The sequence below is a fragment of the Streptomyces sp. NPDC002232 genome (assembly GCF_042890295.1).
Lineage (GTDB): Bacteria > Actinomycetota > Actinomycetes > Streptomycetales > Streptomycetaceae > Streptomyces.
This window is the reverse complement of the sequence record NZ_JBIARV010000003.1, coordinates 1,034,242-1,051,535: the sequence shown is the minus strand read 5'-3', so window position 1 is coordinate 1,051,535 and position 17,294 is coordinate 1,034,242. Positions and strand designations below refer to the sequence as shown.

Genomic DNA, 17,294 nt, shown 5'->3' with positions numbered 1-17,294 from the left:
GCCCCGAAGGCCCCTGGGCCCCACACACCCGCACCCACCCCGTACGTCCCCCCAGTCCCGTCCCCCGTCCGTCCCCCGGAAGACCCCGAGCCGAGCGGTCGGCAGTCGGTTCCCGCCACCCCCGGCTCCGGCTCCGTCCCGCACACGAGAGGTGTGACGCACGCATGACCCTTACGTCGTACGCGGAGATCGCCGCGACCCGGCCCCGAGTCCGTCGCGATGTCCTGTTCACGCAGACCCCCGGCGGCGTGATCTTCCACAACGCCGACGGCGGTTTCCAGCTCACCGCGAAGTCCGGCTACCGCTTCGCCACGCTCCTCATGCCGTACCTGGACGGCAGCCGGGCGGTCGAGGAGATCTGCGCGGGGTTCGGCGACACGCAGAAGGCCATGGTGGGCGAGCTGGTGCAGGCGCTCTACGGGCGGGGCTTCGCCCGCCCGGTGCCCGCGCCGGACGACACGGCCGCGGACCCCGCGCCCGCTCCGGAGGCGGCGGCCCGCTTCGCACCGCAGATCGCGTACATCGACCACTACGCCGACGGCGCCGCGAGCCGGTTCGCGCGCTTCCGGGACACCCGGGTCGCGGTCGTCGGCGACGGTCCGGTGGCCCGCTGGTGCGTGCTCTCCCTCGTCCGGAACGGCTGCGCCACGGTCGGGGTCGACCGCTCCCTCGCCGAGGGCACGGCCGCCGTGACGCCGGAGGAGTTCGCGGCCGTACGGGCCGAGGCGGCCGCCCTCGCCGGGGAGGGCTGTCCCGTCGAACTGCCGCTGCTGCCGGGACGGGACACCGGCGCGGGCGGGGACGCCTGGGCGGCGTACGAGGGGTACGACGTGGTGGTGGCCGCCGCCGGGCCCGACGTACCGGCTCTCGTGCTGCCGCTGCTGCGGCAGGGCGTGCCCCGGGGCCGGACGCTGCTGCCCGCCTGGACGTTCGGGGGCTCGGCCGTCGTCGGTCCCGTGACGACCGCGGACTCGTCGTCCTGCTGGTCCTGCGCGGCGCTGCGGCTCGGCGCGACCGGGAATGCCGCCGCCTCGGACGCCGCCGAGCTGTGGAGCGGTCTCGCCCTCGGCACGGGCACGCCCGGCCCGGGGCCGACCGGACCGCTCGCCGCGATGCTCGGGAACCTGCTCGGGTACGAGGTCTTCCGGCTGGTCACCGGGGCCCTGCCGGGCGAGACCCGGGACCGGGTGCTCGTCCAGTCCATGGCCAGTCTCGACGTCGCGTCGGAGCCGCTGCTCCCCCACCCGCGCTGCCCGTTCTGCGCCTCCGCCGCGGGCCTGCCCGAGCCGGTCGACGTGACGGCGGCGGCGGCGCGCCCCGCGTTCCTGCCGACGGTCGCGACCGCGCCCGACGACGAGGCCGCCGAGGGGCCGCTCGCCGAACTGGAGCGACGCTCGGCGCTCGTCCGCCCGTTCACCGGGGTCTTCACGTCGTACGCCGACGAGCCGCTGACGCAGACGCCCCTCAAGGTGGGTGCGGTCGTCCTCGGGCTGGGTCACCGGGGCGCCCGGACGATCACGGCCTTCGACGTGCACCACACCGCCGGAGCCCGGCTGCGGGCGCTGAACGCGGCGGCGGCGGTCTACGCCGAACACGTGGTCCCGTCCCCCGTCCTCGCCGAGCCGACGGCCGCGCTGCCGCCGGTCGACCCCGACCTCCTCGCCCTTGCCTCGGGCACGGGCGGCTCCGGCGGTGCGACCCGCTGGACGCCGGCCGTCTCGCTCCTCACCAAGGAGCTCGTGCGGGTGCCGGCCGGCGCGGTGCGTCCCTTCGGCCCGGACAACGCCGACCGTCGCTTCGAGCCCACCCGGGCGGGGGCCGGGGCCGGGTCGGACCTCCCGGAGGCGGCGGCCGCGGGGCTGTTGTCGGCCCTCGCCCACGACGCCCTGCGCCGGGCCGTGACGGGCTCGGGCGACACCACCGGGATCGCGCCCGAGGTCTTCGGCGGGGATCCGGAGACGACGTTCCTGCTCCGTTCGGCCGCGCTGCTCGGCCTCACCGTCGAGCTGCTCGACCTCGGCGAGCGGGCGCGCTCCGGCGCGTCGGTCGTCCTGGCACGGACGGCGCCCGACGGCGCGGCCCCCGGGCGCTGGGCCGTCGGCGCCGCCCTCGACCTGACCTCGGCCGCCGTCGACGCGGTCCGGGACCTGCTGGGGGAGGCGCAGCTCGCCGGGGAGGGGCGGACCGCCGACGAGGGCGATCCGCTGCTGCGCGACCTGGCGGCCTCCCTGGTGCCGGTCACCGGGAGCGGGCCCGCCGGGTCACCGGGCGCGCCCGTGGAGTGGGCCCACGTCCTGGAACGCCTCGCCGCCACGGGCCGGGACGCGTTCGTCGTCCCGACGCACGCCGGGGACCTGCCGACGGCGGGCATCCACACCGTGCGCGTCCTGCTGACCCGGGACGCCCGTTGAGAGCCGGCACCGTGACCCGGGCGCGCTCCGGGGCAGCGGGTGCCCCCGGCGCTCCGGCCCGCGCCGGGTCCGCCTCCCGGTTCGCCGTCGCCCTGCGCGCCGCGCTCGACGAGCTCGGGTCCCCTCCGGGACGGAACGCCGGACCCGTGCCGGACGAGCCCGGGTCCGCACGGGGAGGGACCGCCGGACCGGTGCCGGCCGTGGCGGTCGCCGCTCTCGGCGTGCGGGACGCGTACGCCGAGAGCGGCGACGGCTCCGGGGCCGGCGACTCTCCGGTCCCCGTGCACCTCTACGGGCGTCAGGTGCTCGTCGGGCCATGGCCCGCGCCGTCCGGGGCCGGTGGGCGGGCGGACCGCGCGGGCTGCGCGACCTGTCTCCGCCGCCGCTGGCAGGGAGTGCGCTCCGTCCCCCTCCGGGAGGGTCTCGAACTCGGGTCGGAGACCCGCTCCGCGGGCGACTGGCCGTACGACGTCCCCTTCGCCGCCGCCACCGTCGCCGCGCTCGTCGCGGGGCTCGCGGCGCGGGACCCGGAGCCCGGCCCGTACCCCCGGGTCCATCTGGTCGATCTCGACGCCCTGACGGTGCGGAGCCATCCGCTCGTCCCCGACCCGGAGTGCCCGTCGTGCGGAAGGCCCGAGGAGGACACCGCCGAGGCCGCCGGGCTGACGCTGCGTCCGGCCCCCACGTACCGTCCGGGTGTCTTCCGGGTGCGCCGGATCGAGGACTACCGGCTGCCCCTGGACGCGTTCGCCAACCCGCACTGGGGCGCGATCGGCTCGTCCGTCGTCTGCGACGTCGCCTCGACCACCACCTCGGCCACCGTCGGATGCTTCTCCTCCCGCTCCGGGGAGTACCTGCGCGAGACGTTCTGGGGCGGGCACGCCGACACGTACGCGCACAGCCAGCTCATCGGCGTCCTCGAAGGGCTTGAGCGCTACGCGGGGATGCGGGCCCGGACCCGCCGGGCGCGTCTGCGGGCGTCGCTCGACGAGCTCGGCGCGGTCGCCGTGGACCCGCGCGAGACGGGGCTGTACGCGGACGCGTTCCACCGCGACAACCCCCGGGTGCGGCCCTTCGCGCCGGACCGGGAGATCCCCTGGGTGTGGGGCTGGTCGCTGCGCGACGCGGCGCCGCGCGCGGTGCCGGAGATCCTGGCGTACTACCACGCCCCGGGGCTGGAGAACCGGTTCGTGCAGGAGAGCTCCAACGGGTGTGCGTCCGGCGGCAGTACGGAGGAGGCCGTCTACTTCGGCCTGATGGAGGTCGTCGAGCGGGACGCCTTCCTGCGTGCCTGGTACGGGCAGGTGCCGCTGCGCGAGATCGACCCGGCGACCAGCACCCGGGCGGGCACCCGGCACATGGTCGACCGGCTGGCCATGTACGGCTACCGGGCACGCTTCTTCGACACCCGGGCCGACCTCCCGGTCCCGGTGGTCACGGCGTGCGCCGAGCGGTTCGACGGGGGCGTGGGCCGGATGTGCTTCGGCGCGGGCGCGGGCCTCGACCCCGAGTCGGCCCTGGACTCGGCGCTCTGCGAGATCGCCACGGACTCCGTCAACCTGGTCGGCCGGACCCGGCGCGACGAGGCCCGGCTGCGGGCGATGGCCGCCGACTTCGACCTGGTCACCACGCTCCACGACCATCCGCTGGTCTACGGCGTCCCGGAGATGGGCCGGCACGCCGACTTCCTGCTGCGCCGACCGGAGCGCCCGCCCCTCCTGGCCGTCGCCGACCTCGCGTGGCCGGACGCCGACGGTGCCACGGGCGGCACGGACCTGCGCGAGGACCTGCTGCGCGCCGTGGGCGCGGTGACCTCGGCCGGCTTCGACGTGGTGGTGGTCGACCAGACCCTGCCGGAGCAGCGGGCACTCGGTCTGCACACCGTCAAGGTCCTGGTGCCCGGACTCCTCCCCATCGACTTCGGCTGGTCCCGGCAGCGGGCCCGCCACATGCCCCGGATGCGCGCGGCCCTGGGCCCCGCCGGGCTCCATCCCGCACCCCACCCCTTCCCGTAGCGGCGCCCGTCCCGCACGCCGTCCGAAAGGAGGCCGACCCCATGGGGTACGCCCATGAGTACGCCGATGCCGTCCTGCACCGCGGCCGTGTTCCGATGGAACCCGCCGACTTCGTCCCCGACTGGCCCGACGGGCCGCGCCGGGGGAAGTTCTACCCGGGCGCGGAGTGCTACGCCCTGCCCGACGGGGACGGCCGGGCCGACGCTCCCGTCCGTGCCGGACTGCTGCCCGGGCGAGGCGACGGATCCGCGCCCGCCGGTGCGGACGGTCCGCCGGGAGGCTTCACCCTGCCCCTGTTGTCCGCGATGCTGAAGGACTCGTACGGGCTGACCGGCCGCCGTCTCGGCGTCCAGGCGAACAGCGACCTGTCCGGGCTGCCGCTCTACCCGCACGCCAACTGGTCGCGGGGCACGGCGGGCGGCGGTGGCCTCTACCCGGTCGGGGTCTACTGGGCTTCGGGGCCCTCGGGCCCGCTCACGCCGGGCATCCACCACTACGACGTCCAGCGGCACGCCGTGCAGCGGCTGTTGACGGGGGACGTGACGGCCCGGGTGCGCGAGGCGCTGGGGAAGGACGCCCCGGCCGAGGCCCTGGAGACCGACCAGTACCTGATCCTCGGGGTGAAGTACTGGCAGACGGCGTTCAAGTACAACAGCTTCGGCTACCACGTGGTCTGCACCGACGTCGGGACGCTCGTGCAGACCTGGCGCGTCTGGGCCGCCGCCCACGGGCTGCGGACGGCGCCCGTCCTGTGGTTCGACGAGCCCCGGCTGAACGGCCTGCTCGGCACGGTGGGCGAGGAGGAGGGGGTGTTCGCCGTCGTGCCCCTGCGCTGGGACGCCGCGGCCGGCGCGCCGCGTACGCCGGTGGCCGGGGGCCCCGACCCGGCGGTGCGGCACCGGGACGTCGAGCGGTCCCGTACCGTCATCGCGTTCCCGACGGTGCTCGCGATGCACGCGACGGCCCTGGCCGGTGCCGCCGACCGGCCCGCGCCCGGCGCGCTCGCCCCGGCGGCCGCCCGGCCCGTCCCGTCGGGCGGAACCCGCGTCCCGCTGCCCCCGCCCGCCTTCCCCGAGGTGCCGGTGCGCAGCGTCCTGCGGCGCCGGCGCAGCAGCTTCGGGCGCTTCGACGCGGCCGTCCCCGTGACACCGGGGCAGTTGTCGTCCGTGCTCGCGGCCTGCGCGGCGACCTCGCTCGGCGGGGAGGCCGATCCGGACGGCACGCTGCGCCAGGTCCGGCTGTACGCCTTCGTCAACCACGTCCGGGACGTCGCGCCCGGCGCGTACGTCTACGACCCCGAGGCGGGCGACCTCGCGCTGGTCGTCCCCGGCCCGCAGGGGGCGTTCCTCCAGGAGAACTACTTCCTGGCCAACTACAACCTGGAGCAGGCCGGGGTCGTCCTGGTGCCGACGGTGCGGACGACGGCCGTCCTGGACGCGGTCGGCGACCGGGGCTACCGGCTGGCGGTGGGCACGGCGGGCGCCGTGGCCCAGACGTTCTATCTGGCGGCGTCCGCGCTGTCGCTCGGCGCGGGGGTGGCGCTGGGCTTCGACAACGTGTCGTTCGTCGAGAAGCTCGGCCTGGCGGGCACCTCGGAGGCGCCCCTGCTGATCATGCCGCTCGGCAACGAACGACCGCGCCCCGCCGACTTCCGTCACGAGATCGCCTGAGGGGGCCGCGATGACACAGCTGACCAGCACCGGCACCGGGTCCGGCGACGGGCCCCCCGCGAGCACCGGGGGGCCGGTCACCTGGGAGGTGGGACGGCGCTTCCTGCTCCGCGCCGCCGGACTGCCCGTGGAGACCGTGCAAGGGCTGCGCTGCCCCCGGGCCCACGCCTGGACCGAGGAGGTCCTGGCCCGCGAGGAGCGCCTGACCGAGGGCGGCGCCGCGCTCAGCGAGGAGCTCCACGCCCTGGTCGAGGCGGCCGACGCCGTCGGCGACGACGCCCGCCGGGCGCTCCTCTCCCTGCGCCGCCAGATCTTCAACGGGCGGCTGCCCGCCGACCCGGCCGCGGCCGTGCGCCTGGTGACCGGGCTCGACGGCGCGGCCGGCGCGCACGTCTCGGCCTGGCTGGACGAGCGCGTCGCGCACGGCGAACTCCTCGGCGAGGGACCGGCCCTCCTCGCGGAGGACCTGCGGTCCGCGCGCGCCGCCCTGCGGTCCGCGCTCGCCGACGAGCCGCTGCGGAAGGGGCTGCTCCTCGCGTCGCCGGTGCTCGACGGCCGGCTCGACGCGTACCTGGCCGACACCCGTGCCGATCCGGGCGGGCGGATGCGCAAGATCGAGCGGTCGGCGCTGGCGTACCTCTCCCGCACGGCGTGCAAGACCAGCCCCTTCAGCACCCTCACGCCGGTCGCGACCGGGGTCTTCGACGCCGGGCCCGGCCAAGACGTGGGCCTGCGCGTCGACGGGCCGGAGACCTGGACGGGTCACGTACGGCTCAACGTGATCGCCCTGGGGCGGCTGGCCGAGCTGATCCTCGCCGACCCCGTGCGCCGCCAGGACCTCCCCGTCGTGCTGTCCCCGGGCTGGGGCCGCGACGAGGACCGGATCCGCTACGTGCGGCAGTGGGTGACGAGCGGCGACGACGACGCGTCCGTCACCTTCGACGCCGTCCGCGACCGGCTGTTCTACCTGCGGGGCAGCGGCACTCTGGAGCGTCTGCTCGCCTTCCTCGACGGGCGGACGGAACTGCGCCACCGCGACCTGGTCGCGTGGCTCGGGACCGAGCACGGGGCCGGGCCCGCCGAGTGCGAGCGGTACGCCGCCGCGCTGCTCCAGCTCGGCATGGTCCAGGTGCCGAGCCTGCGCACCGACGTGCACAGCCCGGACCCGCTGCGGTCGTTCCAGCGCGCCCTGCGCGACCTCGACGCGCCGTGGGCCGACGCGGTGGCGGACGCCCTGGACGGACCGGCCGGGTGCCTGGCCGCGTACCCCGCCGCCTCTCTCGCCGAGCGACGCGCGCTGCTGCGGAGCCTCCGTGAGCGACTCCTCGCGATCCAGGGCGAGTTGGGGGCGGAGAAGCCCACCTTGCCGCGCACGCTCCTCTACGAGGACGTCAGCGCGGGCGACGACCTGGGCTGCGGAGCGGGACCCCTGGCCGGCGCCACGGGACGGGACCTGCGGGCGGTCGAGGGCATCCTTCCGATGTTCGACCTCACGCTCCCCCACCGCGTCACCCTGCACGGCTTCTTCCTGGCCCGCTTCGGACGCGGCGGCCGCTGCGACGACCTGCTCGGCCTCGTGCACGACTTCCACGAGGACTTCTTCGACCAGTACGTCTCCTTCGCCGCGAAGCGCACGACGTTCGACGCGGACGGCGAGTACGTCCCCGAGGAGAACTGGCTCGGGCAGCCCGCGCTGCGCGTCCTGGACGGCGCCCGCCGCCGCTTCGTCACGGGGATGCGGGAGCTGTGGGAGGCATGGGAACGGAGCGGCACGGACGACGAGCTGCGGCTCCCGGCGGATCTGCTGTCCGCCGTCGCCGGGGAACTGGAGCCGCTCGTCGCCGACTTCGTGCCCCGGAGCCACCATCTCCAGGTGGCGCTGCCCGTGCCGGGCCGCGAGGAGCGCGCCCGCGTGGTCCTCAACCGGTCGTACGGCGGGCTCGCCTTCCCCTTCAGCCGCTTCACCCACGCCTACGACGGGACGCCGGGGTCCGTCCCGCACGGCCGGGCCGGACTCTCGGAGACGCTGCGCGCGGAGCTGCGCGACCGCCTGCCCCCGGGGGCCGTGTTCGCCGAGCTGACCGGTGGCCCCGTCACCAGCAACCTCAATCTGCACGGCAGGCTGACGGACCACCAGATCGTGTGCCCCGGCGAGACGTCCACGGTGCCGGAGGACGCCCGCATCGACCTGAGCGACCTCTCGCTGGAGCACGACGAGCGCACCGATCGTCTCGTCCTGCGCTCGCGACGGCTCGGCCGCGAGGTCGTGCCGGTCTACCTCGGGTACCTCGTACCGGTGGCGCTGCCGGAGATCCCCCGCACCCTGCTGCTGCTCTCGCCGAGCTCCATGACCCCGGCCGATGTCTGGGGTGGCGTTCCCGAGGGTCCCGCCGTCGACGGCGTCACGCGCAGACCGAGGGTGGTCCACGGCGACCTGGTGCTGAGCCGGCGCTGCTGGACGGCGGACGCCGCCGTGCTGCCGGTCCGCCGCCCCGGCGCGGACGAGGCCTCGTGGTACCTGGAGTGGCGGCGCTGGCAGCGCCGGCACGGCCTGCCGGACCAGGTCTTCGCCACGGTGCAACGCGAGGGTCGCAGGGCCCTCGGCGCCAAGCCCGCGCACGTGGACTTCGCCAGTCCGCTGTCGCTGTCCTCGTTCGAGGCCCTGGTGGACCGCGAGCCCGGCGCCGGAGTGGCGCTGCGCGAGATGCTCCCGGCCGGGGACGCGCTGCACCTGACGTCTCCCCGGGGCCGGCACGTGGCCGAACTGGCCGTGGAGACCTTCACCGCCCGCCATCGCACCGAGGACGGCCCGACATGCCCGAACTGACCTCCCCGCACCCCGCCCCCGCGCCCCGCGTGACGACCGGCACCGCCCCGGACCGTCCCGGATCCCCGGCCCGGGAACCGGGAGAGTGGATCGCCCTGCACGTCTTCTACGCCGCCAGCCCGCGGCCGATGCTGGTGGACTGCGTCCGGCCGCTCGTCGCCGCGCTCACCGAGGAGGGGCTGCTCGCCGGTCACTTCTTCATCAACTACTGGCTGGAGGGGCCGCACGTGCGGCTGCGGCTGCGCCCCGCGAGCCCGGCGGCCTCCGCCGAGGTGCGGCGGCGGGCCGAGGAGGCGCTCACCGCGTTCCTCCGGAGCCGTCCCGCGCTGTACGAGGTGGACTCCGGTTTCCTCAAGGACTTCTACAACGCCCTGTTCGACATCGAGTTCCCCGGGGAGGACCGGCGGCGCTACATGGGCGACGACGGCCGGATGCGGCTGCGGCCGAACAACAGCTTCAGCGTGGAGCCGTACGCCCCCGAGTACGCCAAATACGGCGGCCCGGCCGGCGTCGAGCTCGCCGAGTGGCACTTCCGCCACTCCAGTGAGCTGGTCGTCGACGCCTTCCGCACGATGAACCTCCACCTCCGCTCCGTGCTCCTGGGGACCTCCGCGCAGCTGATGATGGTGATGGCGAGCTGCTTCCTGCCGGAGGAGGAGCGGCTCTCCGACTACCTGGACGGCTACTACCGCTTCTGGCACCACGCCTTCCCGGGGACCGGGTTCATCGGCTCGGAGGAGTACGAGCGGAACTACGCCGAGACGGCGCCGGCCCTGGGCCGCCGCTTCGCCGCCGTCCGGGCCGCCGTCGCGAGCGGCGAGCTGGGGCGGCTCCCCTCCTTCCTGCGGGGGTGGGCGGAGCACTGCCTCGAACTGCGCGCCCGGGTCGCGGAGTCGACGAGCCGGGGCGAGCTCGTGTTCCCGCTGCGGGAGGGCCCCGCGCGTGAGGACACCGGCCAGGTGCGCGCGGAGGCGGCGGACGCCGTCCCCACGGCGCCGCTCACCCATCTGCCGTCGGTCCTCCCCCGGCTCCTCTCCCCGTACATGCACATGACCAACAACCGGCTGCACGTGACGATCCGCGACGAGGCCTACCTGTCCTTCGTCCTCGGCCAGGTCCTCAGAGACCCGCACCTCGCGGCGGCGGACGCGTGACCGCCACTGCCGCGCGGGCCTACCGCCCCGCCCTCCGTCCGGGCGTGCTCCTCGGCCCGCCGCTCCTGCGCGGCCCCCGGACCGTGCACCTGGTGCGGCACCCCGTCACCGGGGCCGCCTTCGAGGTGGGCATCAAGGAGCACTTCCTCATGGCGCGCCTCGACGGCACGAGGAACCTCGACGACCTCGCTCCCGTGTACGCGGAACGGTTCGGGCGCAGGCTCGGCGAGGAGCACTGGAACCGGCTGCTCGGCCTGCTCGGCGCCCGGGGCCTGCTGGTCGGCGCGCCCGATCCGGTGGTCCCGGCCCCGGCTCCCCGGCGCCCCAACTCCTTGTGGCGCGGCACCCGTCCCCTGGTCGCGGACGCCGACGCGACCACCGCGCGCCTCCATCGCCTGCTGCGTCCGCTCCTCCACCCCACCGTCCAGCTTCCGCTCCTCGCCGTCGTCCTCGTGCTCGTCGGGATGCTCGCGTGGCGGTCGGGGGAACTGCTCGACGGCACGGCGGAACTGGTACGGCAGCCGTTCGCGCTGACGGGCGTCGCGCTGTTCCTCTGGGCGAGCATCACGCTCCACGAACTGGCGCACGGCGTCGCCGCCCAGCACTACGGGGGGCACGTCGCCGAGATCGGCCTGCGCTGGCGGCTGCCCGCCGCCCTCCTCTACTGCACGGTGGACGACTACCTGTTCCTGCCGGGGCGGCGGGCGAAGCTGGTCGTCGCGGGGGCCGGCGCCCAGCTGAACATGGTGCTGCTGCTGCCCTTCGGCGTCTGGTGGTTCCTGCTGCCCGCCGACGCGGCGGAACGCTCCCCGCTCGCCGGCCTCCTGGTGCTCGGCACGATCCAGGCGCTGAGCAATCTCGTACCGCTGCCTCCGCTCGACGGGTACCGGATGCTGGGGCACGCCCTCGGCGCCGATCACCTCGCCCCCGAGACCCGGACCTATCTGGCGTCGCGCCGCCGGGGGGCCGAGGCCCTCGCCGGTTACTCCCCTCGCGCCCGGCGCATCTACACGGTGTACGCGCTCGGCTCCGTCGTCCTCGTCCTGCTCGTCGCGGCGGCCACGACCGGGCTCGTACTGCGCCTGATCGGCTGACCGTACAGCGCCTGCTCGGCTGACCCGTTCCCGCCGCACCCGCTCGGCCGTCCCGTCCATGCACCGCGAGTTCGGCCGACCGTCCGTACACCGCCCGCACGGCTGACACGAAGGACCACGCACCACATGAGTGAGGTACAGGCCATGTCCACCACATCCGCCACGGGCGGTCCGACGACCGCCGCCGTCCAGGTCCGGGGAGTCTCCAAGCGGTACGGGGACCGCCGGGCCGTGGACGACGTCTCGCTGGAGATCCACCGGGGCGAGTTCTTCGGTCTGCTCGGCCCCAACGGCGCGGGCAAGTCCACCCTGATCGAGATCATGGAGGGGCTGCGCCGGGCAGACACCGGCACGGTCGCCGTGCTCGGCGAGTCCCCCTGGCCCCGCAACACGGCGCTGCTGCCCCGGCTCGGCGTGCAGACCCAGAGCTCGGCCTTCTTCGTCCGCCAGACCGCGCGCGAGCATCTGCGGACCGTCGCCGCGCTCTACGGCGCGCCGCGCGCCGCCGTCGACGCCACCCTCGCCTCCGTGGGGCTCACCGAGCAGCGGGCGGTGCGGGTCGAGGACCTCTCGGGCGGTCAGCGGCAGCGGCTGGCGATCGCCTCCGCACTCGTCCACCGCCCCGAGCTGATCTTCCTCGACGAGCCGACCGCCGCCCTCGACCCGCAGGCCCGCCGCGCGCTGTGGGAGGTGCTCCGCGGGCTGAAGGCGGAGGGGCGCACGATCGTGTACACCACCCACCACCTCGACGAGGCGGAGGCGCTCTGCGACCGGATCGCCATCCTGGTGGAGGGGCGGATCGCCGTGACCGACTCGCCGCACCAGCTGATCGGGGCGTCACAGGCCCCGAGCCGGCTCCTGCTTCCCCTGGGCCGCCTGGACGAGGACCGCGCCGCGGCGATCGAGGGCGTCGAGCGGGTCAGTGTCGAGGGCGGTTCGCTGGTCCTGGAGACGCACGCCTCCGGCCGTGTCCTCTCCGCCGTGGACCGGCTCGTCGGACTCGACGGCGTCCAGACCCGCTCCCCCGGCCTCGAGGACGTCTACCTCGACCTGACCGCCCGCCTCACCGGGGCCGGACGGTCCGGCCACCCGCAGACCGAGACCACGGAGTCCTGACCATGAGCGCCTACGCCGCACTGACCGGGGCGGGCTACCGGGCCCAGGTCCGCGACCGGACCACCCTCTTCTTCACCTTCGCCTTCCCCCTGCTCTTCCTCGTCGTCTTCGGGCTGATCTTCCGCGGCCAGGCCGTGGAGGAGAGCGGCCTGTCCTACCTCTCGTACACCGCGGCCGGCGTGCTGTCCTGGGGCGTGGCGAACGCCGCCGTGTTCGGCATCGCCTTCACCCTCATGCAGTGGCGGACCGACGACATCCTGCGGCTGATCCGGATGTCCCCGGCCCCGCTCTCCGCCGTCATCGGCTCCCGGTACGTGATCGCGCTGGTCGTCGGCGCCGTCCAGTCGCTGCTGTTCGTCGGTGTCGCGATGCTTCCGGTGTTCGGCCTCGAACCGGCCTCCGGATGGCCGCTGTTGATCCCGGTCCTGGTCCTCGGCATCACCACCTTCCTGCTGCTCGGAGTGATCATCGGGTCGTTCGCGAACACGCCCGAGTCGGTCGCGGCCGTCGCCAACTTCCTGATGCTGCCCATGGCGTTCCTGTCCGGTTCCTTCTTCCCCCTCGACTCGATGCCGTCGTGGCTCCGGAACGTCTCGCTCGTCATGCCGCTGCGCTATCTCAACGACGCCGTGTCCCACGCGCTCGCCGGCCGGGGCGACGCCTCCGACGTGTGGGTGGGCTGCGCCGGACTGCTCGTCTTCGCCCTGGTCTTCGGCGCGGTCGCGGTGAAGACCTTCCGATGGACCAGGTCGTCGTGAGCGCCGCCGGGCGTACCCCGGGCGTCACCGCGCCGCCCCCGCCGCTACCGCTGCCGCTGGACGAGGCGCGGTCCGCGCTGCGGGCCGCGCTCACCGCGCGGATCGGCCGCGACGTGCCCGTCGTCCCGGTCGGGGTCACCGACGCCGCCGCCCCGCTCGGCGGCGGGGGAGCCCCCGACCCCTGGGCGGCCGAGCGGGCCGGCGCCCGCGTCCACCTCACCGCCTCCGCGGTGCTCGTCGGGCCGTGGGGCGGCGACGGCACCGCGCCCGCCTGCGGCCGCTGCCTCGCCCTGCGCTGGCAGCGGCTGCGCAGCCGCAGCGAGCGCGACGCGCTGGAGACCGGCGGTCCGGACGGGCCGCGCCCGGCCGGTGTGTGGCCGCTGCTCACCGACCACGTGTACGACGCGGTCGCGGCGCTCCACCAGGCGGTGCTCGACGGCCGCCCCGGGGCCGAGCCGGCCTCGTCGGAGCCCGCCGACCGGACGCTGCCCCAGGTGTCCCGGGTCGACCTGACGACGCTCGCGGTCCGCACCTACCCGCTGCTCGCGGATCCGCTCTGTCCCGACTGCGCGCCCGACCGCGTCCCGGCCGGACCGCGCCCGATGCGACTCGCCGAGCGGCGGAAGCCGGACCCGGGCACGTACCGGCTGCGTGCCGCGGCCTCGTACCCGCTGCCGCGCGAGGCGCTCGCCAACCCGGTGTGCGGGGCGCTCGGCGGCGGCACCTGGATCAGCGTCACCTCTCCGACGACGGCCCCGGTCGCCGGAAGCGTCTTCGTCCGCGGTTACGCGGGGCTCAACGACGTCACGTGGAGCGGCCAGGAGAACACCTTCTCCACCAGCCGCACCCTGGCCTTCCTGGAAGGCCTCGAACGGTACGCGGGAACCCACCGGCGCGGCCGGCACTCCCCGGTGACCGGCTCCTGGAACCAGCTCCGTGACGACGCCGTCGACCCCGCGACCTGCGGCTTCTACGATCCGCGCACCTACCGCGACGATCCCCTGGTGGACCCGTTCGACCCGGACCGCGCGATCCCCTGGGAGTGGGGGTGGTCGCTCCGCGACGAGCGCCCGGTGCTGGTCCCCTCCCGCCTCGTCTACTACAGCGCGGGGCTGGCCGCCGACAACTTCGTCTTCGAGTGCTCCAACGGCTGCGCCATCGGCGGCAGCCTCGAAGAGGCGGTCCTCGGCGGACTGCTCGAACTCGTCGAGCGGGACGCCTTCCTGAACGCCTGGTACGGCGACGCCCGGCTCACCGAGATCGACCTGGGCACCGTCGGCGGCCGGACGTCCGCGGCCATGGCGGAACGCGCGGCGCTCCAGGGGTACGACGTCCACGTCCTGGACAACCGCATCGACCTGCCGGTCCCCGTGGTCACCGCGGTGGCCGTGCGCCGGGACGGCGGCCCGGGGACCCTCTCGTTCGCGGCGGCGGCCTCGCTCGACCCCCGGTCGGCGGTGGAGGGCGCGCTGTCGGAGGTGCTCACGTACATCCCGCACCTCTCGCGCCAGACGCGTGAGCGCCGGGCCGAACTGGAGGCCATGGCGGAGGACTTCGACCTGGTCCGCCATCTGAAGGACCACGCGCAGTTGTACGGGCTGCCGCGGATGGCGGTGCACGCCCGGGGCTTTCTGGAGCCGTCGGCGGTGCGTCCCTTCGACGCGGTCTACCGGGACTGGGAGTCGTCCGGACGGCCCCGGACGGACGACCTGCGGGACGACGTCCGGGCGGTGACGGACCTGCTCGCGGGGGCCGGGCACGACGTGATCGTCGTCGACCAGACCACGCCCGAGCAGGAGCGGATGGGGCTGTGCACGGTGAGCACCCTCGTACCGGGTCTGCTGCCGATCGACTTCGGCTGGAACCGGCAGCGGGCGCCGCTGCTGCCCCGGCTGCGGACGGCCCTGCGCCGGGGCGGCCACCGTGCGACGGACCTGACCGACGCCGAGATCCGCCGGGTCCCGCACCCGTTCCCGTAGCGGTCCCCGTGGCTCTCGGGCCCCGGAAGTGGCCCGAAAGCGGCGCGCCCGGTGTCCGGGGACCGGACACCGGGCGCGCCTGCGGCCGTGATCAGGCCGAGCAGGAGGTGGTGCTGGTGGTGGAGCTGCAGGTGGAGGTCGAGCTGGTGCTGGTGGAGCCGGCCAGCACGACCTCGCTGGCGTCCGAGTAGTCGGAGATCTCGAACGTCTCGGCCTCCAGCTCGAGGATCTCGTCGGCGAGCGTGCTCAGGTCCTTGTTCATGGCGCCTCCTGTTGACCACGGTCCCTCGCGGGACCGCCCGGGGGTGGGTTCGTCTCCCATTCCACCGCCGCCCGCTCACCGTTCGGCACGTCTCCCGCACGCACATCGCTGGCGCGCGACGCCAGCGCCGCGCCTCCCACCCCCTCTGGAGCCCCGTGAACCAGCCCGAGCCCCCCACGCCCGCCGCACCCGCGCTCCCCCACCCCGCCCTCGCCTCGGCCGGGGAGGCCCTGCGTCCCGCGCTCACGCTCTATCTGGACGTCCACCGGAACCCCGAACCGTCCGGCGAGGAACGCCGCACGGCCGCGCTCTTCGCGGACCGGCTCGCCGCCCTGGGCCTCGCCGTGACCCGGGGCGTCGGCGGTCACGGCGTGGTCGGCGTCCTGCGCAACGGCGACGGCCCGCGGGTGTACCTGCGGGCCGAACTCGACGCCCTTCCCCTGGAGGAGCGGACCGGGCTGCCCTACGCCAGCGGGAACGGCGCCATGCACGCCTGCGGACACGACCTGCACCTCGCCGCCGCGACCGGGGCGGCGGACGTCCTGGGCCGCGCGGCCGGGCGGTGGCGGGGGACCCTGGTGGTCCTCGGACAGCCGGCCGAGGAGACGCTGACGGGGGCACGGGCGATGCTGGAGGACGGCCTGTACGAGCGGTTCGGCAGGCCGGACGTCGTGCTCGCCCAGCACGCGGCGCCGCTGCCCTCGGGCATGGTCGCGCACGGCACCCCGTACGCTCCGATGACGGCGGCGAGCGCCGCGCTCGACGTCGTACTGCACGGGCGGGGAGGACACGCCGGGACGCCCCACCTGGCCGTGGACCCGGTGGTGACCGCCGCCGCCGTGATCACCCGTCTCCAGACGATCGTGTCCCGCGAGACCGCGCCGGCCGACCAACTCACCCTCACCGTCGGCACGCTGCGCGCGGGCACGGCGGTGAACGTGGTGCCGGACACGGCACGGCTCGGCATCGGCCTGCGCGCGCTCACGGACGCGTCCCTGGACCGCGCGCTCGCGGCGGTGGAGCGCGTCGTCCGGGCCGAGTGCGCCGCCTCCGCCTGCCCGCGCGAACCGGAGATCAGGACCGTCTCCCGCGCACCGGCGCTGTGGGGCGATCCGGCCGCGACCCGGGCGGTCCGCGCCGCGCACACGAGGCTGTGCGGTTCCGCCCGGGTCGCGGACTGGCCGCCGTCGCTGGCCTCGGAGGACTTCCCGCTGTACGGCGGCGCGGGCGCAGCGCTCCACGGCGAGAAGGACGTCCCGCTCGTCTACTGGATGGTCGGCACCGCGAGCCCGCGTCAGTGGGCGGCCTCGGCGGGCCGGCTCCCGCCGAACCACTCCCCCCTCTTCGCCCCCGACCCGCGCACGGCCCTGGAGCCCGCCGTCACCGCCCTGGCCGCGGCGGCCCTCAGCGGGCTCGCGGGCGCCGAGGACTCCGGCCCCCTGATCGACGGGGAGTGAGCGGCCGAGCACGGTACGCCCGGCCCGACACCCCTGGCGTACGCCCCGGGCGCCCGGCGAGCGATGCTCACGCAGGTCTGCCTGGCGTACGCGTCCCGGGGCCGGGTAGTCGGTCGAGGAGGAGGCGACGGATCCCGGTCCGGTCGTCGGCAGTCCGGGCGAAGGCTCCGTGCCCACGGACCACGGACCGCCCTCGTCCCGTAGCGCGGAGGGCGGTTGCCATGAACCCGTCGATGACTCTCGTCCATGTCCCCGGAGGTCCGCTCCTGCTCCCCGCCGAGCAGGTGACCGACCTCCTGCGCCGCCTCGCGACCTGTTGGCTGGACTCCGCGGGCACGGGGGAAACCGACCTCGAAGCGGAGACCGTGGAGGCGCTGGCCGATTCCCTGACGGAGGTCGCGGACCGGATCGACACCGAGTGCATCGGCCTGATGCCGTTCGGCGACGGAGGCGGCGGAGGCGACTCGGGCAGCGTGGCGCGGGAAGGGTGAGGACGTCCGACGCGGGGGCGCCCTCGCCTCAGGTCCGTGAGCGCCCTGCGTCAGGCCGGT

Annotated in this window: 12 protein-coding genes; 11 read left to right on the top strand and 1 reads right to left on the bottom strand. The window is 75.4% G+C overall.

Annotated features, from left to right (window positions below; all coding sequences use genetic code 11):
- Positions 1-164 precede the first annotated feature (164 nt).
- From ACFYXU_RS17170 to ACFYXU_RS17130, 9 genes are all read left to right on the top strand, one after another.
- Positions 165-2,411 carry a TOMM precursor leader peptide-binding protein gene (locus ACFYXU_RS17170; protein ID WP_389405677.1) on the top strand — a complete coding sequence of 749 codons (2,247 nt, stop codon included), beginning with the start codon at positions 165-167 and terminating at the stop codon, positions 2,409-2,411.
- A 92-nt stretch (positions 2,412-2,503) separates the two neighbouring features.
- Entirely contained in the window at positions 2,504-4,426 is a 1,923-nt protein-coding gene (locus ACFYXU_RS17165) for a TOMM precursor leader peptide-binding protein (RefSeq protein ID WP_389458509.1), read from the top strand.
- Between the two features lie 41 nt (positions 4,427-4,467).
- Positions 4,468-6,096 (top strand): nitroreductase family protein, encoded by a 1,629-nt coding sequence (locus ACFYXU_RS17160; protein WP_389458227.1) that lies wholly within the window; start codon positions 4,468-4,470, stop codon positions 6,094-6,096.
- A gap of 10 nt (positions 6,097-6,106) precedes the next feature.
- Positions 6,107-8,923, top strand: coding sequence for a lantibiotic dehydratase (locus ACFYXU_RS17155; protein ID WP_389458225.1), 2,817 nt, complete (start codon positions 6,107-6,109; stop codon positions 8,921-8,923).
- On the top strand, positions 8,911-10,077 hold the full coding sequence (locus ACFYXU_RS17150) for a lantibiotic dehydratase C-terminal domain-containing protein (RefSeq protein WP_376517254.1): 1,167 nt from the start codon (positions 8,911-8,913) through the stop codon (positions 10,075-10,077). Before ACFYXU_RS17155 ends, ACFYXU_RS17150 begins: the two co-directional genes overlap by 13 nt.
- A complete protein-coding gene (locus ACFYXU_RS17145) occupies positions 10,074-11,171 on the top strand; it encodes a metalloprotease (protein ID WP_389458223.1) in 1,098 nt (365 codons plus the stop codon). The genes ACFYXU_RS17150 and ACFYXU_RS17145 overlap by 4 nt, the downstream gene beginning before the upstream one ends.
- A gap of 126 nt (positions 11,172-11,297) precedes the next feature.
- Positions 11,298-12,287 (top strand): ABC transporter ATP-binding protein, encoded by a 990-nt coding sequence (locus ACFYXU_RS17140; RefSeq protein WP_389458221.1) that lies wholly within the window; start codon positions 11,298-11,300, stop codon positions 12,285-12,287.
- Between the two features lie 2 nt (positions 12,288-12,289).
- Positions 12,290-13,045, top strand: a complete 756-nt coding sequence (locus tag ACFYXU_RS17135; protein WP_389458219.1) for an ABC transporter permease — start codon at positions 12,290-12,292, stop codon at positions 13,043-13,045.
- Positions 13,027-15,024 carry a TOMM precursor leader peptide-binding protein gene (locus ACFYXU_RS17130; RefSeq protein WP_389458217.1) on the top strand — a complete coding sequence of 666 codons (1,998 nt, stop codon included), beginning with the start codon at positions 13,027-13,029 and terminating at the stop codon, positions 15,022-15,024. The genes ACFYXU_RS17135 and ACFYXU_RS17130 overlap by 19 nt, the downstream gene beginning before the upstream one ends.
- 91 nt (positions 15,025-15,115) lie before the next feature.
- Here ACFYXU_RS17130 and ACFYXU_RS17125 read toward each other — a convergent pair whose 3' ends face one another.
- Positions 15,116-15,286, bottom strand: a complete 171-nt coding sequence (locus tag ACFYXU_RS17125; protein ID WP_030757923.1) for a thiazolylpeptide-type bacteriocin — start codon at positions 15,284-15,286, stop codon at positions 15,116-15,118.
- Positions 15,287-15,441: 155 nt separating this feature from the next.
- Between ACFYXU_RS17125 and ACFYXU_RS17120 the strand changes: the two genes are divergently transcribed.
- Together ACFYXU_RS17120 and ACFYXU_RS17115 are read left to right on the top strand one after the other, a co-directional pair.
- Positions 15,442-16,743, top strand: coding sequence for an amidohydrolase (locus ACFYXU_RS17120; protein ID WP_389458215.1), 1,302 nt, complete (start codon positions 15,442-15,444; stop codon positions 16,741-16,743).
- Between the two features lie 233 nt (positions 16,744-16,976).
- Positions 16,977-17,234 carry a DUF6213 family protein gene (locus ACFYXU_RS17115; protein WP_376517711.1) on the top strand — a complete coding sequence of 86 codons (258 nt, stop codon included), beginning with the start codon at positions 16,977-16,979 and terminating at the stop codon, positions 17,232-17,234.
- Positions 17,235-17,294: the final 60 nt, after the last annotated feature.